The organism is Mariniflexile sp. AS56 (genome assembly GCF_030552475.1).
Classification (GTDB): Bacteria; Bacteroidota; Bacteroidia; order Flavobacteriales; family Flavobacteriaceae; genus Mariniflexile.
Genome location: NZ_JAUPED010000010.1, coordinates 189,841 through 216,151 on the forward strand (window position 1 = coordinate 189,841; position 26,311 = coordinate 216,151).

General features: G+C 33.4%; 28 protein-coding genes and 1 tRNA gene. 15 read left to right on the top strand and 14 right to left on the bottom strand.

The window, feature by feature from the left end; translation table 11 throughout:
- Positions 1-7 precede the first annotated feature (7 nt).
- Genes Q5N74_RS13610 through Q5N74_RS13620 form a run of 3 tightly spaced genes read right to left on the bottom strand, consistent with a single transcriptional unit; the run spans position 8 to position 1,872 of the window.
- A complete protein-coding gene (locus Q5N74_RS13610) occupies positions 8-517 on the bottom strand; it encodes an HAD family hydrolase (RefSeq protein WP_304389432.1) in 510 nt (169 codons plus the stop codon).
- Positions 498-1,265: a Rossmann-like and DUF2520 domain-containing protein gene (locus Q5N74_RS13615; protein ID WP_304389433.1), complete on the bottom strand. Its 768-nt coding sequence runs from the start codon at positions 1,263-1,265 to the stop codon at positions 498-500. The genes Q5N74_RS13610 and Q5N74_RS13615 overlap by 20 nt, the downstream gene beginning before the upstream one ends.
- Positions 1,266-1,284: 19 nt before the next feature.
- Positions 1,285-1,872 (bottom strand): Crp/Fnr family transcriptional regulator, encoded by a 588-nt coding sequence (locus tag Q5N74_RS13620; protein ID WP_304389434.1) that lies wholly within the window; start codon positions 1,870-1,872, stop codon positions 1,285-1,287.
- 77 nt (positions 1,873-1,949) lie between these two features.
- Between Q5N74_RS13620 and Q5N74_RS13625 the strand changes: the two genes are divergently transcribed.
- From Q5N74_RS13625 to Q5N74_RS13640, 4 genes are all read left to right on the top strand, one after another.
- Positions 1,950-2,240: a hypothetical protein gene (locus tag Q5N74_RS13625; protein ID WP_304389435.1), complete on the top strand. Its 291-nt coding sequence runs from the start codon at positions 1,950-1,952 to the stop codon at positions 2,238-2,240.
- Between the two features lie 7 nt (positions 2,241-2,247).
- Entirely contained in the window at positions 2,248-2,637 is a 390-nt protein-coding gene (locus Q5N74_RS13630; RefSeq protein WP_304389436.1) for a group III truncated hemoglobin, read from the top strand.
- Between the two features lie 174 nt (positions 2,638-2,811).
- The gene (gene ccsA, locus Q5N74_RS13635; RefSeq protein ID WP_304389438.1) at positions 2,812-6,000 is read left to right on the top strand and encodes a cytochrome c biogenesis protein; all 3,189 of its coding nucleotides are present in this window, start codon (positions 2,812-2,814) and stop codon (positions 5,998-6,000) included.
- A 7-nt stretch (positions 6,001-6,007) separates the two neighbouring features.
- Positions 6,008-6,151, top strand: a complete 144-nt coding sequence (locus Q5N74_RS13640; protein ID WP_304389439.1) for a hypothetical protein — start codon at positions 6,008-6,010, stop codon at positions 6,149-6,151.
- Positions 6,152-6,156: 5 nt separating this feature from the next.
- Here the strand turns inward: Q5N74_RS13640 and Q5N74_RS13645 are convergent, their stop codons facing one another.
- Positions 6,157-6,816, bottom strand: coding sequence for an HAD family phosphatase (locus Q5N74_RS13645; protein ID WP_304389440.1), 660 nt, complete (start codon positions 6,814-6,816; stop codon positions 6,157-6,159).
- A gap of 84 nt (positions 6,817-6,900) precedes the next feature.
- Between Q5N74_RS13645 and Q5N74_RS13650 the strand changes: the two genes are divergently transcribed.
- The 4 genes from Q5N74_RS13650 (at position 6,901) to Q5N74_RS13665 (ending at position 9,420) form a co-directional block, all read left to right on the top strand.
- Positions 6,901-7,491, top strand: a complete 591-nt coding sequence (locus tag Q5N74_RS13650) for a TMEM175 family protein (protein ID WP_369686033.1) — start codon at positions 6,901-6,903, stop codon at positions 7,489-7,491.
- The gene (rlmF, locus tag Q5N74_RS13655; protein ID WP_304389441.1) at positions 7,457-8,416 is read left to right on the top strand and encodes a 23S rRNA (adenine(1618)-N(6))-methyltransferase RlmF; all 960 of its coding nucleotides are present in this window, start codon (positions 7,457-7,459) and stop codon (positions 8,414-8,416) included. Before Q5N74_RS13650 ends, rlmF begins: the two co-directional genes overlap by 35 nt.
- A 95-nt stretch (positions 8,417-8,511) precedes the next feature.
- A complete protein-coding gene (gene bshB1, locus Q5N74_RS13660) occupies positions 8,512-9,231 on the top strand; it encodes a bacillithiol biosynthesis deacetylase BshB1 (protein WP_304389442.1) in 720 nt (239 codons plus the stop codon).
- A gap of 113 nt (positions 9,232-9,344) precedes the next feature.
- A tRNA-His gene (locus tag Q5N74_RS13665) sits at positions 9,345-9,420 on the top strand.
- Between the two features lie 57 nt (positions 9,421-9,477).
- On the opposite strand, the gene Q5N74_RS13670 is transcribed toward Q5N74_RS13665, so the two are convergent.
- The 4 genes from Q5N74_RS13670 to Q5N74_RS13685 all read right to left on the bottom strand — a co-directional run bounded on the left by Q5N74_RS13670 (position 9,478) and on the right by Q5N74_RS13685 (position 12,847).
- Positions 9,478-10,488, bottom strand: a complete 1,011-nt coding sequence (locus Q5N74_RS13670; protein WP_304389443.1) for a M28 family metallopeptidase — start codon at positions 10,486-10,488, stop codon at positions 9,478-9,480.
- Positions 10,489-10,512: 24 nt separating this feature from the next.
- On the bottom strand, positions 10,513-11,565 hold the full coding sequence (locus Q5N74_RS13675) for a M28 family peptidase (RefSeq protein WP_304389444.1): 1,053 nt from the start codon (positions 11,563-11,565) through the stop codon (positions 10,513-10,515).
- A gap of 124 nt (positions 11,566-11,689) precedes the next feature.
- Positions 11,690-12,064: an FUSC family protein gene (locus Q5N74_RS13680; protein WP_304389445.1), complete on the bottom strand. Its 375-nt coding sequence runs from the start codon at positions 12,062-12,064 to the stop codon at positions 11,690-11,692.
- 9 nt (positions 12,065-12,073) lie between these two features.
- Positions 12,074-12,847: a DUF3108 domain-containing protein gene (locus tag Q5N74_RS13685; RefSeq protein WP_304389446.1), complete on the bottom strand. Its 774-nt coding sequence runs from the start codon at positions 12,845-12,847 to the stop codon at positions 12,074-12,076.
- 220 nt (positions 12,848-13,067) lie between these two features.
- On the opposite strand from Q5N74_RS13685, the gene Q5N74_RS13690 reads away from it, so the two are divergent.
- The 5 genes from Q5N74_RS13690 to Q5N74_RS13710 all read left to right on the top strand — a co-directional run bounded on the left by Q5N74_RS13690 (position 13,068) and on the right by Q5N74_RS13710 (position 16,438).
- Positions 13,068-13,406, top strand: coding sequence for a DUF4870 domain-containing protein (locus Q5N74_RS13690; RefSeq protein ID WP_304389447.1), 339 nt, complete (start codon positions 13,068-13,070; stop codon positions 13,404-13,406).
- Positions 13,407-13,537: 131 nt separating this feature from the next.
- The gene (pyrR, locus tag Q5N74_RS13695; RefSeq protein WP_304389448.1) at positions 13,538-14,077 is read left to right on the top strand and encodes a bifunctional pyr operon transcriptional regulator/uracil phosphoribosyltransferase PyrR; all 540 of its coding nucleotides are present in this window, start codon (positions 13,538-13,540) and stop codon (positions 14,075-14,077) included.
- Between the two features lie 103 nt (positions 14,078-14,180).
- Complete coding sequence (locus Q5N74_RS13700; RefSeq protein ID WP_304389449.1) at positions 14,181-15,110, top strand: aspartate carbamoyltransferase catalytic subunit; 930 nt, start codon at positions 14,181-14,183, stop codon at positions 15,108-15,110.
- Between the two features lie 3 nt (positions 15,111-15,113).
- Positions 15,114-15,446, top strand: coding sequence for a ribonuclease Z (locus tag Q5N74_RS13705; RefSeq protein ID WP_304389450.1), 333 nt, complete (start codon positions 15,114-15,116; stop codon positions 15,444-15,446).
- 86 nt (positions 15,447-15,532) lie between these two features.
- Complete coding sequence (locus tag Q5N74_RS13710) at positions 15,533-16,438, top strand: ribonuclease Z (protein ID WP_304389451.1); 906 nt, start codon at positions 15,533-15,535, stop codon at positions 16,436-16,438.
- On the opposite strand, the gene Q5N74_RS13715 is transcribed toward Q5N74_RS13710, so the two are convergent.
- Positions 16,428-16,844 (bottom strand): hypothetical protein, encoded by a 417-nt coding sequence (locus tag Q5N74_RS13715; protein ID WP_304389452.1) that lies wholly within the window; start codon positions 16,842-16,844, stop codon positions 16,428-16,430. The genes Q5N74_RS13710 and Q5N74_RS13715 overlap by 11 nt on opposite strands.
- Before the next feature lie 126 nt (positions 16,845-16,970).
- On the bottom strand, positions 16,971-17,390 hold the full coding sequence (locus tag Q5N74_RS13720; protein ID WP_304389453.1) for a hypothetical protein: 420 nt from the start codon (positions 17,388-17,390) through the stop codon (positions 16,971-16,973).
- Positions 17,391-17,476: 86 nt separating this feature from the next.
- Here Q5N74_RS13720 and pdxH point away from each other — a divergent pair, with 86 nt between their 5' ends.
- Both pdxH and Q5N74_RS13730 read left to right on the top strand, forming a co-directional pair.
- Entirely contained in the window at positions 17,477-18,124 is a 648-nt protein-coding gene (gene pdxH / locus Q5N74_RS13725) for a pyridoxamine 5'-phosphate oxidase (protein ID WP_304389454.1), read from the top strand.
- A 165-nt stretch (positions 18,125-18,289) separates the two neighbouring features.
- Positions 18,290-18,784, top strand: coding sequence for a CAP domain-containing protein (locus tag Q5N74_RS13730; RefSeq protein ID WP_304389455.1), 495 nt, complete (start codon positions 18,290-18,292; stop codon positions 18,782-18,784).
- A gap of 451 nt (positions 18,785-19,235) precedes the next feature.
- On the opposite strand, the gene Q5N74_RS13735 is transcribed toward Q5N74_RS13730, so the two are convergent.
- The 4 genes from Q5N74_RS13735 to Q5N74_RS13750 all read right to left on the bottom strand — a co-directional run.
- Positions 19,236-21,155: an OmpA family protein gene (locus Q5N74_RS13735; protein ID WP_304389456.1), complete on the bottom strand. Its 1,920-nt coding sequence runs from the start codon at positions 21,153-21,155 to the stop codon at positions 19,236-19,238.
- Between the two features lie 74 nt (positions 21,156-21,229).
- Positions 21,230-23,146: an OmpA family protein gene (locus tag Q5N74_RS13740; RefSeq protein WP_304389457.1), complete on the bottom strand. Its 1,917-nt coding sequence runs from the start codon at positions 23,144-23,146 to the stop codon at positions 21,230-21,232.
- An 11-nt stretch (positions 23,147-23,157) separates the two neighbouring features.
- The gene (locus Q5N74_RS13745; protein ID WP_304389458.1) at positions 23,158-24,084 is read right to left on the bottom strand and encodes a type IX secretion system membrane protein PorP/SprF; all 927 of its coding nucleotides are present in this window, start codon (positions 24,082-24,084) and stop codon (positions 23,158-23,160) included.
- A gap of 10 nt (positions 24,085-24,094) precedes the next feature.
- Positions 24,095-26,311 (bottom strand): gliding motility-associated C-terminal domain-containing protein (locus tag Q5N74_RS13750; RefSeq protein ID WP_304389459.1); only part of this gene is annotated, 2,217 nt, incomplete at its 5' end.

Genomic DNA, 26,311 nt, shown 5'->3' on the forward strand with positions numbered 1-26,311 from the left:
AAAGCTCTTACAAAGCCCATTTTCCTTGCACTTTTAATACCTGCTCAATAACGTCTCTGGCGGCACCTTCGCCACCGTTTTTGTGTGATATGTATTTAGAAATGGCTTTTATTTCTGGAATGGCATCTTGTGGGCAAGTTGGTAAACCAACACGTTTCATTACGGGGTAATCAGCCACATCATCACCCATATAAATAATATGTTCTGGGTTTATGTTATTGTCTTTTATGTAGGTTTCGAATTGTTTTATTTTATCATGCGCACCAAGAAAAACATCTTTAATACCTAAGCCTTCTAAACGTAATTTTACACCTTCATTAGTTCCTGCCGAAATGATGGCCACATTATAACCAGCACTTACCGCAAATTTCAAAGCAAAACCATCTTTAATACCCATGGTTCTTAATAATTCACCATCCGTAGTTACTAAAACAGTGCCGTCTGTTAACACACCATCTACATCAAAAATAAAGGTGGTTATTTGGTTTAAATATTCTTTATAGCTTTTTTCTTCCATGTGTGTGTTGTATCGAACTTGTAATTAGGTTGTAAATATCTTTATGATGTGGGTCTTGTAAAAGTTTTAAGTGCCTTTTCAAGGTTTTTGTATCGTTACGTTTTGCAGGCCCCGTTTGCGCGATGAAAGGGGATAGGTTTTGCACTTTCTTAGCCGTTTCTAAAATAAGCGGTTTTAATAGGTCGAATTCTGCACCTTCGCTTTCGGTTATTTCGTGGGCTACTCTGTAAAGTTGGTTGGTGAAATTATTGACAAAAACAGCTGCCAAATGCAATACTTTGCGTTGGTCTGTATTTACTTTTTTTGTGGGACTTCCAATAGACTTGGCTAGATCTTTTAAAAAGTAATATTCTGGAGTTTCTACGGCCTCAATACAAATAGGCACATTGGCAAAATCGATAGCGGCTGTTTTACTAAACGTTTGTAAAGGGTAGAAAACCCCACGCTTGTGCTTTTTATCAATATCGTAAATACCTGCAGCACCAGAGGTATGTACAACCAATCTGTTTTCAAAAGGAAGTTGGGATGAAAGCGTTTTAATAGCATCATCACTTACGGCTAAAATGTATAAATCGGCCTCTTTAAGTTGTGCTAAATCGTCAATTATTTCAACTTCGTTTTTATATGGGTTTAAAGTATCAATACTTCTGTTATACCATTGTTTAACAGTTACTTGATTTGCACTATTGAAAGCTTTAAATAAATGGGTGGCGACATTGCCGGCTCCTAGGATAATTACTGAAATCATATGGCGAAAATAACGATAATTATAAAAACACTTTACGTTCTTTGATATATAATTTTTTTAATTTTTCAAGTTTTTTAATAGATCGAATAACGGTTTCAACTCGTAATCCGGTAAGTTCAGAAATTTGTTGGCGGGTTAAATTCACTTCAAAATCGGTTGTAACTTTGGCCGTTTCTTTTAAATGATTTAGCAACGTTAAAATACGGTGTTCTGGCGGATAGATGGATACTTCCTTGGCTATTTTAGCTTTATAAACCATGCGCTTACAAATAAGTTCTGTGAATTTTAAATGAATGTCTGTATGTTCTTTTAAAAGCTGAAAAAAAGTTTCTTTTGGTACTATATAAATAGAACAGTCACTTAAACACAAGGCATTCGCTGGGTATTTAGAGTTTGAAAAAAGTGGTGGCTCACCAAAGGAGGTGTTGTTTGTAAAATAACCTTGTACAAACTCTTTTCCATCTTCAGTAATATTGAACATTTTTACGTCACCTTCCTTAATCTGATAGTAAAAAGAAGCTTTTCCTCCTTCAGTAAAAACAAGTTCATTTTTTTTATAACGTCTTAATTTAGGAAGATAGCGTTCAAGAATAAGGTCTGGTATCATGCTGTTATGATTTCAATCATAAAATAACAAAGATAGGTTTTAGAAATTTGTAGTATAAATTATTAAACTTAAATATCATGAATTTTCACAACAAGTATTTTATTAATTTTAAAGCAGATTACATGCTATATGTTCCATTAACTATTATTCTGCAAAGCTGTATTGGATCTGTCGCTGCCATGTATATTTTGATGAATAGTAAGTCGCCTACTTTTTTATTAGAATTATCACTTTGTGTTATTGTTTCTATGGCGTATAACGCTTCAATTATGGCACAATTAACATACAAATGGGTGTTTAATTTACTAATTTTATCGCTAGTTACTAATGTCGCCTTAATTGTATTGAATTTAATGCGTTTACAGTAAACCGTTTATGATAAAGAAAGATATTAAAACCAGAGAAGATGTGTATGTATTGGTGTCATCATTTTATAAAAAAGTTAGGAAAGACACTGTTTTAGGCCCTTTTTTTAATGATGTGATAACCGATTGGGATGCTCATTTAGATAGATTAACTTCGTTTTGGGAAGCAAGTTTATTTTTAAAAACGAAGTATTTAGGAAATCCGTTAGAAGCCCATGTTAAAGTAGATAAAGAAAATAATAACAGTATTACAGAACTGCATTTTGGCTTGTGGTTAAATTTGTGGTTTGAAACTGTTGACGAACTTTTTGAAGGTGATTATGCTAACAATGCGAAACAGCGCGCCCGCAAAATGGGAACATTCCTGTATTTGAAAATTTTTGAAGCCCGACAACAGTAAATACTGTTTTGATGTGTTTAGAATCGTACTTTTTATCAAAAAACTATTTTAGTTTTAAAATATGACTTAAAACTTGGCTTTTTGCACTCGATTTTTCGTCTTTTTCACAAACTTTAACACTTCTAAACAAACTTAAATACTTAAATTTGCGCGACCTTAAAACAGGTTCGTATTATGCAAAATAAACTCACCAAAATTCTTTTCTCAACACGACTTACCGGTATTTTATTTATAGTATTTGCAGCAGCTATGGCTACAGGTACGTTTTTAGATGCAGGACAAGACACATCGCCAACCGCTTACACAAGAAATTTAATTTATAATGCATGGTGGTTCGAGGGTATTATGTTGGTTTTTGTTATTAACTTTTTGGGAAATATTTTTAGGTATCAACTTCATAAGAAAGGGAAGTGGTCTACTTTAACATTGCACTTAGCGTTTATCTTTATTTTTTTAGGAGCTTTTATTACGCGATATATTAGTTTTGAAGGTATGATGGCCATTCGAGAAGGTGCTACAGAAAACACCTTTCTTTCACAAAAAACATATATAACCACTTATATTGATGGTGATTATGAAATTAATGGGGTTGCCCAACGCTTGCCAATAGAACGTGAAGTCGATTTTTCTGGACGTTTAGAAAATGATTTTAAAGTAAATGTAAAATACGATCAACAACCCGTAACAATCGAGTTGGAGAAATTTATAAAAGGTGCTGAAGAGGATATTATTCCAGATGAAAAAGGTGAGGCATATTTAAAAGTAGTTGAAGCTGGCGGTGGCGGTGCACATAATCACTTTTTAAAAGTAGGCGAGGTACAAAGTATTCATAATGTGCTATTTGCGCTTAACAAGCCTACAGATGGCGCTATAAATATTACTTATACCAATGATGAACTGACTATTAATTCACCATTTGAAGGCGAATATATGGTTATGGCAACCATGGCTGAAGGTGTTTTGGTAAAAGATAGTTTACAGCCTTTAATGTTGCGTTCTCGTTATGTGATTGGAGATATGCAAATGGTATTTCCTAAACCAGTTGTTAAAGGTGTTTTCGATATTGTTCAAAAATCGAAAATTTTGAAGAATGATGAAGATGGTGTGGTATTAAAAGTAAGCTCAAATGGCGAAACCAAACGTATTGGTTTGTTGGGAGGAAAAGGAATGAACAACGCCTTTAAGCAAGTTTCTGTTGGAGGCTTGGACTTCGCTTTTAAATATGGCTCTAAAATTATGGAACTTCCTTTTGCTGTTAAATTAAACGATTTTGAAGCAGAACGCTATCCAGGGACGGAGAATGGCTATTCGGCTTATTCAAGTGAAGTAACCGTTGTAGATGAAAAAGAAGGTAGCTATGACTATAAAATTTTTATGAATAATATTTTAGATCATGGTGGTTATCGCTTTTTCCAATCGAGTTTCGATCCAGATGAGAAAGGGACTATTCTATCTGTAAATCATGATTACTGGGGCTCTTTAATCACTTATATAGGATACTTTTTATTGTATTTTGGCTTGATGGCTATCTTGTTTACAAAAGGATCTCGTTTTGGAGATTTAGAAAGACAGTTGGATAAGATTAAGGCTAAAAAAGCAAAACTTCTAGGAGTATTTATGCTCTGTTTTGGGTTGAATTCTTTCGCGCAAATACATTCTGAAAATGATGGGCACAACCACAATAAAAAGGCAACACACGCACAAATTGATTCTGTTTTAGCAGCAAATATTACTCCAAAAAAACATGCTGATGCTTTTGGGCATTTGGTAATTCAAGATTTAAGCGGCCGTATGATGCCCGTGAATACTTATGCATCAGAAATGGTTCGTAAGTTAAGCAAAAATGATACCTATGGCGATTTTAATGCGAATCAAGTATTCTTGTCTATTCAAGAAAGTCCGATGCTTTGGTATAATGTGCCAATTATTTATTTAGCAAAGAAAAAAGCAGATTCTATAAGACATATTATTGGTGTAGATGAAAGTGAAAAGTATGTGGCTTTAGCCGATTTTTTCACTGAAAGAGGCGATTATAAATTGGCTCCTTACTTAGATGAAGCTTATAAAACAACGTCACCTAATGGATTTCAAAAGGAATTTAAGGAAGCCGACCAACGTGTGAATTTATTATACAATACGGTAGAAGGGATGTCTTTAAAAATATTCCCGATTCCGAATGATGAAAATAATAAATGGATTTCTTCCTTCGATTATAAGAATGACACGCATCAAGTACAAGATTCACTTTACGGAAACTTTATAAAGAATGGTTTCAGAATGTATTTATATACGTTAAATGCAGCGAAACAATCTGGCGATTTTTCTGAAGCTTCAAAATTATTAGATGCTTTCAAAAAAACACAGCACCAATATGGAGCCGAGGTGATGTTAAGTGATGATAAAATAAAGACCGAAATTCTATATAACAAATATGATATTTTCAAAAAACTATTTAGTTGGTATATGTATGCTGGTAGTTTGTTGTTTGTGTTATTAATTGTTCAAATTTTCAAAGAAAAAAGTAAGGGTTTAAATATAGCGGTTAACGTGTTTAAGTTTGTTATTTTGGGCTTATTCATTTTGCATACTTTGGGCTTAATTGTGAGATGGTACATTTCTGGTCATGCACCGTGGAGTGATGCTTACGAGTCTATGATTTATGTTGCTTGGGCAACCATGTTTTTTGGTTTAGCTTTCGGAAGAAAAAGTGATTTAACCATCGCATCAACCGCATTTGTAACAGCGATGCTGCTTATGATTGCTCATTGGAATTGGATGGACCCTGCTATCGCTAATCTACAACCTGTTTTAAACAGTTATTGGTTAATGATACATGTTGCCGTAATTGTGGCAAGTTATGGTCCGTTTACTTTAGGGATGATCTTGGGTGTCGTAGTTCTTTTATTAATGATTTTCACTACGGAAAAGAACAAACGTAAAATGGATTTAAACATTAAAGAACTGACTATAATTAATGAGATGGCCTTAACCGTAGGTTTAGTTATGCTTACCATAGGAAACTTTCTAGGTGGTATGTGGGCTAACGAAAGTTGGGGACGTTATTGGGGTTGGGATCCTAAAGAGACTTGGGCACTTATTAGTATTATGGTTTATGCCTTTGTAATACACATGCGATTAATTCCAGGGCTTCGTAGTAGATGGTTTTTCAACTTGATGTCTATCGTCGCTTTTTCAAGTATTATTTTCACCTATTTTGGGGTTAATTTCTACCTGTCAGGTTTACACTCGTACCAATCGGGACAGCAAATCGCAAGTTTTAATGCGATTGCGATTTCTATTGCTCTAATCGCTATATTAGCTGTTTTCGCATACCGTGGCTATGTGAAATATTATAAAAAATAATTAGATTATGGCAAAAACGGGACGGGATAAAAACACAAAAAACAAGGCGAAGCATTCCAAATTAATGGTTCAAAAAAAGAATAAGAAAAAGGAAGTAGAGCAACTACGCAAAGACCGGTTGAAGGCTATTATTAAAAAAGCGAAAGAGTAATTTAACTATGCTAAAAGGGCATTCATTTTAGCGTAGTTAATCTCTTCAAACTTTTTTATCACTAAATCGGCTTGACTATAATCTTGGTTTTTAGAGTGAAAACTATCAAAACCAACACAGAAAACACCAGCGCCTTTAGCCGCTTCAATACCGTTAGTAGAATCTTCAATTACAATACATTCCTCAGGTTTAAAACCAGAAGCTTTAACCGCATTGATAAAAATTTCAGGGTGTGGTTTGGATTGTTTTAAATCGGCCCCACTCAATTTTGCAATAAAATAAGGGTTTAAGTCAAAGCGATTAAAAATGCGCTCAATACTTGGCATAGTGGCAGATGAGCCTAAAACTAAGGTTACGCCGTTTTGGTGAAAGTCTTTTATCAAATCTAAAACACCTTCAATTAAATCGAATTCAGGACTGTTATTAAAAACAAATTCAAAATGCTTTCTTTTCAATGAAACTAAATACTCTGGAGTTTCAGTTAAATTGAAAATATCACAAACTTCTTTGCACACATTTATGGTCGATTTTCCTGTAAACGATTCGTAAAGTGCATCATTCACTTCTACATTTACATCCTTAAACATGTTGTGATAAGCGTAATGGTGAAGCGGTTCACTTTCTATAATAACCCCATCCATGTCAAAAATAACAGCTTTTAGCATTTCAATTTTTTTCGCGAAGTTATAAGATTAATTAGTAATTTAATAACTTTAAAAGTGAATTATTCACTAAAAACATATGAAAGCATGATGACAAAAGGGAGATTAGACGCGTTTACTGATGGCGTTTTAGCCATTATTATAACCATCATGGTATTGGAATTAAAAGTGCCTCATGGCGGTACTTTTAACGATTTAGCACCTCTTTTACCTGTATTTGGAAGTTATATTCTAAGTTTTATTTACATCGCTATTTATTGGAATAATCACCACCATATGATGCAGACCGTAAAACACGTTTCGGGTAAAATTTTATGGGCAAACATGCATTTGTTATTTTGGTTGTCATTAATCCCGTTTGTGTCTGGGTGGATGGGGGAAAACCATTTTACATCTGCCAGTGTGTTTTTATACGGCATCGTTTTACTTGGCGCTGCGATAGCCTATTTTATTCTGCAATTTTTAATTATTAAAAGTCATGGAGAAAACTCTTTATTATCAAAAGCATTGGGTAAAGATTTAAAAGGTAAAATATCACCCATACTTTATATTATTGGTGTTATTTTTGCTTTTTATAATATATACATTTCTGGTGCTGTTTATATTCTCGTGGCTATTATGTGGTTAATACCAGATACACGTATTGAAAAAGCACTTAAGAAAAATTCTAACCTTTAATAATCAAGCTATCAAAAACAATCCGAGTTTTCATCCGAATAATAAGCACAAATCTGGTTACGATGTCGATGCTTTATGTGAAGTATATCCATATTTAACACCTTTTGTATTCGAAAATAATTTTCAAACAAAAACGATAGATTTCGCAAACCCGAAAGCTGTTAAAGCGCTTAATTCAGCTTTATTAGTTAAACACTATAACATTCGTTTCTGGGACTTTCCCGAAGCTAATTTGTGCCCGCCAATTCCTGGGCGTGCCGATTATATTCATCATCTATCAGATTTGCTGAAAGGTTCTAAAATAACGGAGTCCATTTCTGTTCTAGATATTGGTACAGGTGCGAGTTGTATTTACCCCATTTTAGGTAATTCTGAATATAAATGGAAATTTACGGGTGTCGACATTGACGAATCATCCTTAAAGTATGCTCAACAAATTATAACTAAAAATGGGCTTAATGATTCTATTTCTTTAATGCATCAAAAAGACAAAGCGTTGATTTTTAACGATATTTTAAATACAACGGTTAGATTTTCTGCAACGATGTGTAATCCGCCATTTTATAAATCGGAAGAAGAGGCTTTAAATGCCACTAGCAAAAAGTTACAAGGACTAAATAGTAAAGAAGCCAAGGTAGTCCGGAATTTCTCTGGGACTCATAAAGAATTGTGGTATAAAGGCGGGGAAAAGGCTTTTCTTCATAATTATTTATATGAAAGCTCTTTATTTAAACAGCAATGTTTTTGGTTTACTACGCTGGTTTCTAAGAAAGATTTGGTTAAAGGGATGCAAGATTCCTTAAAGAAATTAGGTGCTGTTAACGTAAAAATCATTCCTATGGGGCAAGGCAATAAGTTATCTAGAATTGTGGCTTGGACTTTCTTAACCCCAGAAGAGCAGAAGAAATGGATAGAGACGGTTTAATTTTAGGGTGGTACCAGAAAATCAAAAGAAGCCTATCAAATGGATCGTATCTAGTATATGTTTATTAATTTTACCTTTATCTTATATATATTAATATGAAATTAGACATACTTGCCATTGGGGCGCATCCAGATGATGTAGAATTAGGATGTGGTGCTACCATAGCAAAAGAAATAGCAAGCGGGAAAACAGTTGGCATTATAGATTTAACTGAAGGGGAATTGGGTACACGTGGTACGGCCGAAACCAGATATGAAGAAGCTCATAATGCGTCTGATATTTTAGGTGTTTCCGTTCGTATTAATATGAAGTTTGCCGACGGATTTTTTGTGAATGATAAAACCCACCAGTTAGCCCTTATTAGTAAAATACGCAAATATCAACCAGAAATAGTTATTTGTAATGCTATTGATGATAGGCATATAGACCATGGAAAAGGTAGTAAATTGGTAAGTGATGCTTGTTTTTTAAGCGGACTTGTGAAAATTGAGACTAAAACAGAATCTGGTGAACAACAAAAAGCTTGGAGACCTAAATTAGTTTATCATTATATACAATGGAAAATTTTAGAACCAGATTTCGTGGTTGATGTCTCAGAATTTATGGAAACTAAGATGAAATCTGTGTTAGCTTACAAGACACAATTTTATGATGCTAGTAGTAAAGAACCTGAAACCCCCATCTCTAGTAAGAATTTTACAGATAGTGTTTTGTACCGAGCAAAGGATTTAGGACGTTTAGTTGGGGTAGAATATGCCGAAGGCTTCAATGTTGAACGATTTGTTGCTGTAGATAGTTTGTTCAATTTGAAATAGTTATCTCAAAACAGAAAATTATTTTAAAAATTCCTTAAAAATTTTCAAAAAAGTCTTTGTAGAAAAGACTTAAATCAGTTACATTTGCACTCGCATAATAATACATGCTACATGGTGGTTGTAGCTCAGCTGGTTAGAGCATTGGTTTGTGGTACCAAGGGTCGCCGGTTCGAACCCGGTCTTCCACCCAAAACAAAAGCCTTTCAAGAAATTGAAAGGCTTTTTTTGTGCTTAAAAGTTAAGGTGTTAATCTACCTTAATACGTTCGTCTCTATTTGCTATTTCCCAAGCCGTATGGAAAATTAAACGAGTTCGCGTTTCTAACAGGTCGTATTGTATTTTATCAGGCGTGTCTGATGGTTTATGGTAGTCTGCATGAGTTCCATTAAAGTAAAAAATAACAGGAATGTTGTTTTTAGCAAAATTGTAATGGTCAGAGCGGTAATAAAAACGATTAGGGTCGCTATCTTCATTATATGTATAATCAAACTCCATGTTGAAGTATTTCTTGTTTACAGTTTCAGATAGGGCATGCAAGTCTTTACTTAATTTATCAGACCCAATTAAATACAAATAGTTACGTTGGTCTTCATGTTTTGGATCTACACGTCCAATCATATCTATATTTAAATCGGCCACCGTGTTTTTTAAAGGAAAAACAGGATCGACATCGGTGTAATAGCGTGACCCATAAAGCCCAATTTCTTCACCTGTAACATGTAAAAACAAAATGCTTCTTTTAGGTTTGTATCCGTCATTATATGCTTTTTTAAAAGCTTTAGCAATTTCTAAAATAGCAACGGTACCCGAACCATCATCATCGGCGCCATTGTTAATGTCTCCATTTTTGGAAACTCCTATGTGATCTAAATGTGCTGAAATTATAAGAACTTCATCTGGTTTTTCAGAACCTTCTAAATAAGCTAAAACATTTTCAGAATCCTTAGCATTACGGCCCTTAAAGAAAGACGCTGGAATATCTTGAAAATAATCACCATCAGAGATAGGCGAGGGGATCCCTAAAACGACATAATGGTTTTTAATAAACTCTGCTGCTTTTTTCTGTCCAGGTTCTCCTGTTTTTCTACCTTCAAACTCATCTGAAGCATAGATGTAAAGGGCTTCTTTTAAATTTTCGGCTGTAATAGATTTGGCATAATCGATAGCCTTGGCATTACTTAGAGTATTTTTATTTTGACAGGTACTACAGCTTACTATTAAAATAGCAGCACATAAAAGCAAGTTAGATTTTTTCATGTATTAAGATTGTAAATTAGATAATTAATTTAGAAGCGGGTTATGAGCATCCACTTCAAGCCGTTTGGCCTGATTAGCAATTTGCCATGCGGTGGCGAAAATAAGTTTGGTACGTTTTTCTAGTAATTCGTATTCTATTTTGTCGGGTGTATCCGTAGTTTGATGGTAATCATTATGTTCCCCATTAAAATAAAAAATCACAGGAATATCTTTGGTTGCAAAATTGTAATGGTCTGATCGGGTATAATACTGGTTTTTATCTTTTTCAGCGTTATATCTATAGTCCAAATCAATATTGAAAAAGGCATTGTTTACTTTTTCTGAGATGTAATGAAGTTCTTTGCTTAATCGGTCTGCACCAATAAGATAGATGTAGTTTTTATTGTTTTTATGAAGGGCATCAACGCGCCCAATCATATCTATATTAAGATTCGTAATTGTTTTTTCTAGCGGAAATACTGGGTTTTGCACATAATATTCAGAACCTCTTTTACCAATTTCTTCGGCGGTAAGGTGCAAAAAAAGAATACTTCTTTTTGGGCCATGACCTTCTTTTTTTGCCTTGTTAAAAGCTTGTGCAATTTCCATAAGGGCAACATTACCAGAGCCATCATCGTCTGCACCATAATTAATTTGGCCATTGGGGTTAACACCAAGATGGTCTAAATGTGCTGAAATAATAATAACTTCTTCTGGTTTTTCAGAGCCTTCAATGTATGCTAGTACATTTTCAGAGGCTTTAATTCCATTAGAAAAAAAGGATTCTGGTATATTTTGATAGTAATTATAGGCACCTTTAGGGGAGTCTATATTTTCGTTTTTGTAGTAGTTTTTAAGAAATTCGGCGGCTTTAAGTTGCCCCATTTCTCCAACACGTCTTCCTTCAAAATCTTTTGAAGCAAATTTATATAAGTGCGTGCTTAATTCTTTAGACGTAATCGTGTTTGCATAGTTAAGTACTAAGCTGCTGTCTTCTATCTTAATGCTGTCTCTTAAGTTTTGTATTTTTGCCGTGTATTTTGGAGTAGCACAAGTACCAACCAAAGCAAAAGCCGAGAGGATACAAAAGGTTTTCATGTTTAAATTAAGATGTTAGTTATCTTACAGTAAAAACCATTCTCCGGGGCAAGAAAACGTTTAGAATGTTAGTTTTAGTTTATTTTGGGTGTAAATATACTGAAACTCTTAATATTGCTAGTGGCTAATTATCTAAATTTATTGATTCCAGCTCACTCTCATCAATTTCAAAATCTTCAAAGTCTAAATTTTCTAACTCTTCAATGGCTTCTTCTTCAAACTGAACTTCTTTTTCATCTAAAACCTCGGTGTTTTCAACCTCAGTTTTAATAAAGAACGCTTTGTACGTTGTTAAGGTTAATGCACACGTAGTAAGTAAAAATGAAAATTGAATTATTTTTTTTACTTCTCCAGCTTTTTTAGATAGATAAAATGCGACACCACCAAAAACAAGTGCTGCTATAGCAGGAAAAATAGCTAAATTTGAAATAGGTAAAACCGAAAATATAATGGCTAAAAAAGAGGTTATAACGGCTAGAATTGTAAATAGTTTTTTCATTGTATAATTTTAATTTTTTAAACCTGAAGCCGATTTAATTTTTAGTTCACCATTACCTACAGGTATTTTAAACTTGCCGTATACCATTATTTTATTTTCATCGGCAGTTAACCACACGAAGTTACTATTTTTTCCTTGCAACACATTGGCTTCACTCGATCCGACAGCTAGTTTGTAACATTCTTTACGCCCAATCGCCGTAGAAATAGTTTCTTTTCCTAAATAAGTGATAATACCCTTAACTTCTTCATTGTCAAATATAATATTGAACGTTTTTTGTGTGCCAACAGACATTTTTTTATAATCTAATATCCTCATAGAGTACAAAGTAGAAACTATGTCTTTTGTGCCAGAGTTGATTTTTACGTTGTTATTTTCAACATAATCATTCTTTTTCTTCATAACAGACTTTACCGTATTGGAGCTATGACTAAATGTGTATTTCATGTTTTTGAAATAACTACCTTCATTTACGTCTCTATTATATAGATACGGTGTTAAGTTGGATGGATTTACGTAACTTTCATATAAATCTCTGATTTTAAAAAAACTATCCCACTTGCTATAAGTAGCAGCGGTACATTTTAATCTTAAAAGTGTGGCTTTTGAGGTTTGAACCTTGCTGGTTTCCATGGTCACTTGAGCAATATCCGTTAAAACACCAGACATATTATAAGAAGCCGTATAAGTGAGTTTTTCACCCGCATTTATGGCATTGTTTTGAGCATAAATAGCTGTTGTACTAAGCGCTAAAAAAACAATAAGGATGCAATTTCTAATCATGTAAATTAAATATAAGTTATAACGTGTCTGTAAGCATTTATTGTGCCGAAAATACAATGCTTTACTAAATTATGCTAATTTTATTTCTGTATAAATAAATAGTGGTTGCTATTAAAATAGATTATGCATACAATGGCTTCTTATTTATTGAATATCGTTTTTGTGTAACACTTTCTATATTTAGTCGTCAAATAAGTATCAATCAAAAAAAACAATCATCATGAGAGAAGATAACCAACTTTTAGTAATTACGCATTTAAGTCAATTAGTAACTTTAGTTACAGGTTTTGGTAGTTTGTTGATACCTTTGATAATTTGGATCACTCAAAAAGAGAAAGTATACCAAATGGACGCTCACGGAAAAAACATTATAAACTTCCAGCTAAGTTTAATTATTTATTTTATAATATGTATTCCATTAATTTTGCTGCTTGGTTTGGGGCTCTTAGGTTTTATTGTGTTAGGTTTTGCTTCTATTATTTTCCCAATATTAAATGCTATAAAGGCAAGTAATGGGGAAGTGCCAACATATCCGTTTTCTTTTACTTTTATTAAATAACCTATTTTTTAAGGATTGCCGAGGTATTAATTTTCAATAACTTACAAATCCTTTTATAAGTATCAAATATTTATATTTCAATTTCTAATATTTTGCATTACATTTGTAATCCGAATACGTTTGGATACTATATGAGTCAAAAAGTTTTACTTAACGCGAAAGAGGTAAACATCATTCTTCACCGATTGGCTTGTCAACTTATTGAAAAACATAACGATTTCTCTAACACAGTTTTAATTGGTTTACAGCCACGCGGCGTGTTTTTAGCAGATAGAATTGCTAAAATATTAAGAGAAGATTATAAAGTTAAAAACATTCAATTAGGGCATTTAGATATCACCTTTTTTAGAGATGATTTTAGAAGAGGCGAAAAGCCTTTAGAAGCCAACAGCACAAAAATCAATTTTTTAGTTGAAGATAAAAACATTGTTTTTATAGATGATGTTTTACATACAGGAAGAAGTATTCGTGCTGCTTTAACAGCCATACAATCATTTGGTAGACCTAATGAAATTGAGCTTTTAACACTTATTGACAGACGTTTTAGCAGGCATTTACCAATACAACCCAACTACAGAGGGCGTCAAGTAGATGTTATTAATAATGAAAAAGTAAAAGTAAACTGGAAAGAACATGATAATGAAGATTCTGTTTACTTAATAGAAAAATAGAATCAATTAAGAATTGATAATTAAAAATTAACAATGATAAGTTTCAGTTAAAAAAGCGCTTGCAACTTTTAACTTTTAACTTTCGAACTTTTAAACTAAGAAAATGAGCGAATTAAGTGTCAATCACTTATTAGGAATCAAATATCTAAACAAACAAGATATTCAACTTATTTTTGAAACTGCCGATCATTTTAAAGAAGTGATTAACAGACCTATTAAAAAAGTACCTTCGCTAAGAGATATTACTATTGCCAATCTGTTTTTTGAAAATTCAACAAGAACAAAATTATCTTTTGAATTAGCAGAGAAACGTCTATCTGCAGATGTTCTTAATTTTTCATCATCACAATCATCTGTAAAAAAAGGTGAAACTTTAATAGATACGGTTAATAATATCCTGTCTATGAAAGTAGATATGGTAGTAATGAGGCATCCCAATCCTGGTGCCGGTGTGTTTTTATCTAAACACGTAAAAGCGAGTATTATAAACGCAGGAGATGGCGCACACGAACACCCAACACAGGCCTTATTAGATTCTTATTCTATTCGAGAAAAATTAGGTGGTGTTGGTGGAAAAAAAGTGGTTATTGTGGGTGATATTTTACACAGTAGGGTAGCGCTTTCAAATATATTTGCACTTCAACTACAAGGTGCAGAAGTGATGGTATGCGGGCCTAAAACCTTATTACCAAAATATATAGACACGCTAGGAGTTAAAGTGGAAACAGACTTACGTAAAGCATTAAATTGGTGTGATGTGGCTAATATGTTACGTGTACAAAATGAACGTATGGATATTAGTTATTTTCCATCAACAAGAGAATATACACAACAATTTGGAGTTAATAAAGAATTGCTTGATTCCTTAGATAAAGAAATAACAATCATGCATCCAGGACCTATTAATAGAGGTGTTGAGATTACAAGTGATGTGGCAGATTCGAAGCAATCTATAATTTTGGACCAGGTTCAAAATGGTGTTGCGATTAGGATGGCAGTTATTTATTTACTAGCTTCAAAAATAAAACAATAAATTATGATTATAGATCAAGACGGAAATATTTCAATCATAACGCAAGAGAAAGCGACTATTATTGAGTTAGTTAAAAAAATACAAGCCTTATACCCAAAATTCAAAAACAATAATATTATTGTTGCGCTATCATCGTTAAATACTTTAGGTTTACAAGATATCGTTGAGTTTTTAGAATTATCTAACAATCACAGAGCTACAAAACAGTCGTTTGTAATTGTTTCAGATAAAATTGATTTAGACATAGTTCCAGATGAAATAATCGTTGTACCAACCAATAAAGAGGCCTACGATATTATTGAAATGGAAGAAATGGAACGCGATTTAGGCTTCTAAAAAGTTTGTTGTTTACTTGTATATCGTTGTAGTGTTTTTTTGAAGCGCGGTTAACGACTAAACAAAAAACAAATCAACATAAAATAATGAATTTAACCATATTAGGGTGTTATAGTGCTACGCCAAGAGCTTTAACAAATACCACATCGCAAGTATTAGAAATAAACAATCACATGTTTTTAATCGATTGTGGAGAAGGCACTCAGGTAGAACTTCGCAAACATAAAATTAAGTTTAATCGTATTAAACGTGTTTTTATTTCGCATTTACATGGCGATCATTTTTTTGGTTTAGTTGGGTTAATTTCAACATTTAGGTTGCTTAAGCGCGAAACCGAATTGCATGTTTATGGACCCAAAGGCATTAAAGAAATAGTAACGCTTCAAATGAAATTGGCCGATTCTTGGACTAATTATAACCTTATTTTTCATGAATTAACTTCAAAAGAATCTGAATTAATTTTTGAGGATGAAGAAGTAGAAGTACATACCATTCCTTTAAATCACCGTATTTACACCAATGGCTACCTTTTTAAAGAAAAGGAAGGCAACCGTAAATTGGATATGAATTTGGTTGAAGAAGCCAATATTAATGTGGCCTATTACCGAAAATTGGCACAAGGTTTTGATGTTGAAAATGAGGATGGTTTTCTTATTAAAAACAATACGGTAACCAAACCTGGTTTAAAACCAAAAAGTTATGCGTTTTGTAGTGATACCATGTATAAAGAAGATATTGTGCCCATAATTAAAAATGCCGATGTGTTATACCATGAATCTACATTTTTGGAAAAACATGCACATTTAGCACCAAAAACAAAACATTCTACAGCGAAAGAAGCTGCGAGCATAGCGAAACAAGCAAACGTGGGTACTTTATTACTGGGGCATTATTCTACTCGTTACGGTAATTTAAATTTATTTAAAGAAGAGGCACAAGAAGTTTTTGATACTGTTGAATTGTGCGAAGACGGGAAAATATTTAGTTTTTAGATTCTTCTGAATTTAAAACCCATTGAATTGCTTCATCTAAAGATTCACACAGTTTTACGCTACTTTGTAAAAACATTTTTTCTAAAGTAGAGCTCATAAAACCAGCATCATTATACCAAACTAAGGCTGCAGTGTCAATTAAATCATATTCTTTACTAAAGGTAACCCAAACAAAAGGATCAACAGAATAGGAGTGCACCTTGTTGGATATAAATCCGATTTTTTTTGAAGTGCCATATTGCTCAATAAGCATATTAGCAATTTTTTTAATTATTAAATAATCTACATGAATTTCTTGGTTCAATTCAGCCACTACAAAATCGTCACAAATAAAAAACTTCCCAAACGAAAGTTGTATTTTTTTATGATCAAACTTTGTTAGATTTTCAGATGCTTCAAACTCCATTGTAAAGTAAGATACAGCTTTTTTTTAAACAGCCATAATTTAACTTGAGGGTGTTAACCCCTTTTAGAATATATTCTAAGCAGTTTTTATATATAAAGTAGAGTAGGAGTGAATTGAAATTTTAAATTATACGTGTGTAAATTCTCGTAAATCTAAAATCCGGTTGATAGCCTCTTCTAAGGAAAAGCAACGCTTTATTTTTGTTTTAGTAAGTTGTTTTTCTAATGATGCGTTTAAATAAGCTCTGTTCGTATAGGTAACAATAGCACCTGCAACAATCATATTATTATATTTTTTTTGAACCTTACTCCATGTTTGTGGACTCATAGAATATGAATTTACACGATTAGAGATATAACCTATACTGGAATCTGGTCCATAAAATTCTAAAATATGAACCATGGTACTTTGAATCATTTCCCAATCGAAATGGACACCTTCATGCATTTCAGATATAAAGAAATTTTCTATAAAATAAAAATCACCAAAAGGCATTTCTATTTTATAGTGTTTGAGTTCAAAATAGGGGGAGTTTTCAAACTTCATTTTATTAGTTTTGGGATTTGCAAATTTAAAGAGTTTAACCAAGGTTTTATTTAAAATAGAGTTTATATTTTTATTATTTTTACCTAATGGAAAAGGATTTAAGTAATTATAGAAAGTCTTACGAGAAGAGTGCGTTTCGTTTAAAGGATGCTCCCGAAAACCCTATAGAATTATTTCAAAAATGGTTTTATGAGGTGGATAAGTTTTTTGTTGAAGATGAAACCAATGCCATGACCATTTCTACAATGGGTTTAGATGGGTATCCCAAAAACAGGGTTGTATTGCTAAAACGGTTTACACATGAAGGTTTTATTTTTTATACCAATTATAATAGTGACAAAGGTAAAGCCATAACAGAAAACCCAAATGTATGTTTGTCTTTTTTTTGGCATGGTGCCGAACGTCAAATTATTATTAAAGGTAAGGCTGAAAAAATTGCAGCTAATTTAAGTGATGGATATTTTGAATCTAGGCCACGAGGAAGTCAATTAGGTGCTTTAGTTTCAAACCAAAGTGAAGTTGTTGCGAATAGGGAATATTTGGAACAAAAATTATTAGATTTAGAGAAGACTTTTGAAGGGAAAGAAATTGAACGACCAAAACATTGGGGCGGTTATATTATTAAACCTATAGAAATTGAATTCTGGCAAGGTCGCCCTAATAGATTACACGACAGAATACGATACCAACTGCAAGAAGATTACACATGGTCCATTAATCGACTATCTCCGTAAATTACATGATGAAATACATTTAATTCATACTGCATAATGTATTTCAACGATTAAATACATTATAAATCGATGAAATGCATGTTTTTCATCGATTTTAACATTTCGTTAACATTTACTTCAAGTTAGGCTGCTATTTTTACAGAACCAAACCTAAATTACCTACTTATGAAGTTATTAACGAAACTGCCTTTATTGGCATTGTTGGCTATGTTGAGCTTTTCCTGTACAACAGATAGCCTTGATGATAATGCAGATACAATTGAATTAACGCTTTCAAATCCCGAAACAAAAACAATTGAAGTAGAAATACTTGAACTACTTAATAACCATAGAGTATCTGTAGGCTTAACAGCTTTGGGGGATATGTCGGTTGTGAAATCGGTAGCTTTTACACACACCGATTATATGGTCGATAATAATGAAGTCTCTCACGCTAACTTTTACAAAAGAAGTGATTACCTAAAAACAAACGCTGGCGCTTCTAGAGTGTCTGAAAATGTAGCTTATGGTTACAGTTCGGCAGACTCTGTAGTTAGAGCTTGGCTAAAAAGCGACTCACACCGTTTAAACATTGAAGGTGATTTTACAAATTTCGATTTAGCTGCTGAGCAAAATGCAGAAGGTAAATGGTATTACACCAACATTTTTATAAAAAAATAAAGTTGTTTATTCAAACAACCATCTCATAACCAATAATTACTCTTTAATAGCCATTAAGGTGCTGTTTTTAATAGCACATTGAAGGATTGATAGGTTATTTTAATAGCTTAGTTGTTATTAAATTTAGCTTTTGGTTTAGAATCCTCTCAGTTTTGGGAGGATTTATTTATTTCTATTTATTAAATTGAATAAGGGGAAAGGGAGTATTGCATATTGCACCCAATTCCTGTTTATTGTTAGAAAATCGAATGTCAGTTATATTCTTTTCTTATAGTTTATACCTAAATACTTCCGATACCTAAACTTCCCAAGAGTAATGAGGGATTTTAAATAAGTAGTCAAATTCTAAATTGAAATTATTTTCAAGCACAAAGGATTTTAAATCCAAACAAAAAACCATCAAAAGGATAGCCCTTTGATGGTTTTAATATATACTGAAATGGAGTGTGCTTTACTCCGTTTTAATGATAATAAACTGTGTGCGTCTGTTTAATTGGTGTTGCTCTTCTGTGCAATCTACGCCATCAGCACATTGGTTCGCTAGTTTTTGTTCGCCATAACCTTTATAATCACTAATTCTTGCCAGATCAACTCCTTTACTTATTAAGTAATTGTACGTGGTCTTTGCTCTTTCTTGTGAAAGTATACCATTGTATCGAGATGAACCTCTTGAATCTGTATGAGATTCTATTTTGATAATCATATCAGGGTATGTGGTCATCATTAAATTTACAATACGGTCTAATTCTGTGGTACTGTCTGGTCTAATGGCAAATTTGTTATAATCGAAATAGATAGGTTGCAGTTCTGTAATAGGCGGCACTTCCTTCTTTTGCGGATTTAAGCCGGTATCAGCATTTATACTGGTCACGGCTTTGTCTATACCTTTAGAGGTTATAGGCAGCGTAGCATCCTCATATAAGTCGTTTTTAACCTGAATGTAGTAGTCGGTATTTCTATCAATATTTATTTCGAAACGCCCATTTTCATCCGTTTCTAAAGTTGCAATAGGGTTGCTTAAACCATCTAGCAACGTAATTACGGCATTTGCTATAGGTGTGTTTGTTTCTGTGTCTGTTACGGTTCCTTCAATTTTTAATGGTGGAACGCGGTCATAAGCATAAATATCATCGCTGCCTATACCACCATCTCTGTTAGAAGCAAAGTACCCAGATAAGCCATCTTCGTTCATGAAAAACGAGAAATCGTCTTTACTTGAGTTTACTGGAACACCTAAATTGATAACATTTATTATCTTGTTGTTTTCGTCTGCAACGGTTCCGAAAATATCAAGTAAGCCCAACCCAGCATGACCATCGGAAGCTAAGAAAAGGTTGTCCTCACTATTTATAAACGGAAAGCTTTCATTTTTGTTTGTATTTACAGTACTTCCTAAATTTTGTGGTGTACCAAAACCAGTAGGAGTTAGGTCTACATAGTAAATATCTGTACCTCCTAAGCCTCCAGGCATATCGGAAGCAAAGTATAATTTTGTTTCGTCGTTATTTAAAGCAGGGTGCGAGATAGAGTAGGCGCTACTGTTAATAGATAGGTCTTCAATGTTGGTCCATTCTCCATCTACCAAGGTAGCTTTGTGAATTTTAAGGTTTGTTTGGCCTTCTTCTGTTCTTCCTAAAGTTTGGTTATTAAAGTCGTTTCTAGAAAAATACATGGTTGTACCATCTTTAGAAATGGTAAGCGGTCCTTCATGAAATACCGTATTCACATCACCTTTTAATTTAGATTTGTGATTTACGATACTATCTGTATTTGATTTGGCTTTTACATAAATATCTAAAAACGGTTCATTGTTCCAGCCGTAAGTATGTTTCACACTTACACCTTCATCTCTAGAAGAAACGAAATAGATATTACCATCTTTTTCATAGGCACCAAAATCGCTAAATTTAGAATTGAAGTTAATGTCTTTTAACGAGTAATTTGCTTTGGCTATAAAAACACTATTTAAAAAATATTCATCATTTAAAAAGGCACTTTCATTAATCTCTCCACCTGATTCTTTATAGCGTTTTAACCATACACGAGATTCTTTATAATCTTTAACACCTCGTAAGGCTTGTGCGTAATTATAGTAATATTGATTAGGAACGCTTGCTTGCTCGACCGTTTTTTTATAATATACAGTGGCAGCATCGGGTTTTCTCATGTAAGCATAACTATCTGCAAGTTGTCTAGTCGCATAATTTGCATTGTCATTTTTTGAAATTAACTCTTCGTAAACACTCGCAGCATCAACAAATGAAAATTTATTGAATAAATTATCAGCTTTTTTCTGTAAACCAGATTGCGCAAAAGTAGTGATGCTTAGTACTAAAGCAATACTAGTAAGTATGTAGTTTTTTAATCTCATGGGGTCTTTATTTTAATTAAAAAAATCTAGCAAAAGAGTTTTTATATATTGAAACACACGTGATATGAGGTGTGCTATTCCATTTTAACAACTATAAACTGTGTACGTCTATTTAATTGATGATCTGCTTCTTCACAGTTTTCACCATCTTGACAACCATTTGTTAATCTACGTTCACCATAACCTGTATGTTCTGTGATTCTAGCAGGATCGATGCCTTTAGATACTAAATAATCGTAAGTTGAATTGGCTCTGTCAATAGATAATTTATCGTTATAAGAAAGCTTACCTCTAGAATCGGTATGCGACTCGATACGGATAACCATTTCAGGATAATCATTAGTCATTAAATTTACAATCTTATCTAATTCTAGAGCAGCATCATCTCTAATTTTGTGCTTGTCATAATCAAAGTAAATCGTGTTTAATTCAGCAAGTTTTACGACATCCGGTAACGGATTTAGTAATAGATTAGCGCTTATTGTAATAAGTTCTGTTTGAACATTTTTAGACGTAAACTTTCTGTAATCGTCAATATATTTGTCTTGACTAGCAACAATTTTATAATCTTTATTTCTGTCGATGTTTATTTGGTAAAAACCATTTTCATCGGTTTCCATGTAGGCTATTTTATTGTCTTTATCGTCATACAAAGTTATAATTGAATTTGCGATTGGTTTTGTATTGATGGCATCAACAACAACACCTTCTACTTGAAGTGTTGGTACTCTATGAAACGCATAAATATCATCACTACCACGACCACCTTGCCTATTAGAAGCGAAATAGCCTGTAATCCCATTTTGACTCATTGAAAATGAAAAATCATCTTTATTTGAGTTTACTGGAACACCTAAGTTTATCACATCAACAATTTCATCATCTTCACCTTTTATGGTTCCGAATATATCAAGTAAACCTAAACCTGTATGGCCATCAGAAGAAAAGAATAGGGTACCTTCATTATTAATAAAAGGAAAACCTTCAGCACTTTCTGTGTTTATAACTTTCCCCATGTTTTGAAGGTCTCTAAGAGTACCGTCAGGGTATATGTTTACAACCCAAATATCTGAACCACCTCGTGATCCAGGTCTATCTGAAGCAAAATATAATTTCGTGTCATCACTATTTAAAGCAGCATGTTGGGTTGAAAAATTATCGCCATTAATAGATAAATCTTCCAAATTAGTCCAAATACTATCTTTTAGTGTGGCTCTATAAATTTTCATATTGGTAAGGCCTTTTTTATCCTTCACTTCAATATTATCTTTATAATTATTTCTAGAGAAATACATGGTTTTACCATCTTTTGTTATGGTAACAGGGCCATCGTGATATATAGAGTTCACATCACCTTTTAATTTCGCTGTATGATCTACATTTCGTTTATTCCCGACTTCAGTTACATATATATCTAAAAAAGGTTGCTCGTTCCAACCATATAATCGTTTTACGGCAACACCTTCATCTCTTGCAGATGTGAAGTATACTTTCCCATTATGTTCGAATGCACCAAAATCGCTAAACTTAGAATTGAATCGAACGCGGTCTAAAAAGTATTGTTGTTTGGCACCAAAAACGCTGGTTATAAAATTGACATCTTTAGAATAATCATTCGCATTTACAACACCACCAGAATCTTTAAAACGTTGTAACCATTCTTGAGATTCCTTATATTTTTTCATTCCACGAAGCGACTGCGCATATTTATAATAATATTCTACAGGAACATTCTCTTGTTTTACAACATTTTTATAATATCTAGAAGCATTATTTGGGTCTCTTAAGAAAGCATAACAATCTGCTAGTTGTCTGGTTGCGTAATCTTTGTTGTAGTTATTTGATATAAGCTCCCTGTAAACTTCGGCAGCTTTAACAAAAGAGAATTTATTAAATAAAGTGTCTGCTCGTTTTTGTCTTCCTTGTTGAGAAAACATAGAAACACTTAACATTAATGCGATACAAACTAATATGTAATTTTTTATTTTCATTAAAAATCGTATTAAAAATATCTTGGTGATTTTAATTTAGAACTTAAGAATTTGAATTCATAAATAAGTAATAATTCATGCGATCCTGTTGTATAACTTGCGATGTCTGAAATTGGTTTCTCATAAGCATAACCAACTCGTAATTGTCTAGATATTTGGAAGTCTACGATACCACCAATAGCGGCTGTTTTTTCATTTATTCTATATGAACCACCTAACCAAAACTTTTCATTGAAAAGGAAGTTAGCTGTTAAATCGTATGAAATCGGAGCTCCATTAGTAGCTTTCACTAAAAAGGCTGGTTTTAACTTGATGCTTTTACTTAAATCTACAACCACACCACCGGTGAAGTAATAACTTAATCTTTCTAAAGCTTCATAACCATCAGTCTTATTTTCATCTGTATTTAAAACTCTTGGGGTTGATAAGCCAAAATAAACTCGATCGGTACTCCAGTAGGCACCAAGTCCGAAATTAGGAGCCCATCTATCTTCATAACCACTAAAATAGTCATCATTCGCAATTGTTTCATCATTACGAAACTCGGCATCTAAACTATATTGTGTAAAACCTGCTTTTAAACCAAAAGCTAATTTTCCTGTTCTCCCTGTTGGAATGCTATATGAAAAATCACCGTATAAATATGAATAGTTTTGAGGCCCTAAATCATCTTCAATAAAAGATAAACCTAAACCAATTCTATCATTTCTTAATGGGGTATGTATAGATAATGTTTGTGTAATTGGTCCACCTTTAAAACCAACCCATTGGCTACGGTGCAATCCAACAACACTTAAAGCTTCTCTACTGCCAGCATAGGCAGGATTTACAGAGATTGTATTGTACATGTACTGTGTGAATTGCGGTAATTGTTGTGCAAATCCAACCGAGCAACTTAACAATGCAATAGCGAGTATGTTATGTTTTATAAATTTCATAGGTCAAGTTTTATTTGGTTCCTAAGTAAACAGGTCCTGTAAACGGCGCCAATCCACTATCTTTTAAAGTTATTATATAATAGTAAGTTCCGTTTGGTACTTTATTAGAAGCGCCAACTGATTTTTTACTAGCGGTACCATTCCAATCATTTTGATAATCATTAGACTCGTAAATTAAAGCACCCCATCTGTTGAATATTTTAACATCATATCTAAATCCACATAAGTCAATTCCTGAAATTTTAAAGAATTCATTGTATGCATCTCCGTTTGGTGTTACTGCTTTAGAAACTAACACGTCGTTTTCACCACAAGGAAGTACTTTACAATCTGCATTGATATTCATTGTTAAATCTGTAATACTTATACAGCCATTATCTGTAGTGGTGTATCTGAATTTATAATCCATTCCACCATCATCTGGAAGAAAGTCTGCACTTAGCTCTAGTGTTGTTGGGTTGAATATATTACCAGTTAATGTTGCTACAGGGTTACCTTGAATTAATTCCCAAGTACCAGTGGTATTAAGTGAGCTTGGTATTAAATCGTTTAGATTTACAATACCATCATCAAAACATCTGTCTAGAGCTACTATGTCTGTTATTTCTTCATCTAGTGAAACACTAAGTGTTTGTTTGTAATTTGCTTCATTACCACATTCATCTCTTACGGTCCAAGTTCTAACAATTTCATAATCGTTATAAACATTGTCTTCAAAAGTAGTTGTCTCTTCGTATACTACTACAATGTTAGCGGTAGAAGAACAACTATCTGTAAAAGTCAAAGCAGGAGCATCAGGGATGTTAGTACAACTTACACTTAACACATCATCAAAAGTAGTTGCTGGTGTTGGAGCTTTTGTGTCCTGTACAGTTATCATTTGAGTATGGGTTGTTTTTAATCCACATTCATCTGTAGCAGTCCAAGTACGAGCGATGATGTAGTTATTAGGACAATCACCATTTGTAACAACATCCATAGAAGTAACTGAAGCTGATCCACAATTATCAGTAGCTGTTAAAGTTTGTGCTGTTGGTACAGCATCACACTCTACGGTTACATTTGCGGGAAGGCTTGTTTCAACAAACTTAGGTGTTTGCGTATCTTGTACAATTATTATTTGAGTATGTTTTGCTGTGTTACCACAAGCATCTGTAGCAGTCCAAGTACGTGTAAGTGCATAATTATTTGCACAGTTACCATTTGTTCTTACATCGTTTACAGTTACTGTTGCTGTACCACAAGCATCAATTGCTGTTAGTGTTGTAGGAGTTGGAACGGCATCACATTCTACTACTAAATTCACAGGAGGTAGTGTGGTTTCAACAAAAGTAGGAGCGGTGGTGTCTTGAACAGTTATGGTTTGAATATGTGTTTTTGTAAGTCCACATTCATCTGTAGCAGTCCAAGTACGTGTAATCATATAATTGTTTGCACAATTTCCATCAGTTCTAATATCGTTAACCGTTACTGTTGCAGTTCCGCAATTATCGGTAGCTGTTAAAGTTTCAGCTACAGGAACAGCAGTACATTCTACTGTGATATCACCGGGAAGTGCATCTTCTGCAAATTCCGGAGCAGTAGTATCAGAAGTTGAAATTATTTGATTTGCAGTAGCTTCATTGCCACAAGCGTCCGTTGCTTTCCAAGTACGTGTTATGGTATAAGTTCCTGAACAGTTACCATTCGTTTTCACGTCTTCATAACTGATACTAGGACTATCATCGCAATTATCGGTAGCAGTTGCAGTACCGAAAGCTATTGGTGATAAATCGTCACTACACTCTGCACTAACGTTAGCAGGTAATGTTAGTACTGGAGCAGTGGTATCTTGAACTGTAATAGTTTGCGTAAAGTTACTACTAGTATTACCACAAGCATCAACAAAGTTCCAAACACGTACTCTTACATAAGCACTGGTACAGTTAGGATCTACAGTTGTTTCATCACTAACAATAGCAATGGCAGGTGTACTACAATCGTCGGTAGCAGTAGGCGCAAGGTCTAATGCATCGTTAATCCCTTGTGCATCGCTACATTCAAGAGTTGCATCTAAGTTACCAGCAGTATTATCAATAACAGGAGCTACATTATCTTTAATTAAATAAGTGGCTGATGTGGTACTTCTATTTCCACAAACATCTGTAGCTGTAAATGTTACTGTAATAGCACCATTGTCACATTTTACAGAAGCATCCGATCCATAGTCGTTACTCCAAGTTACATT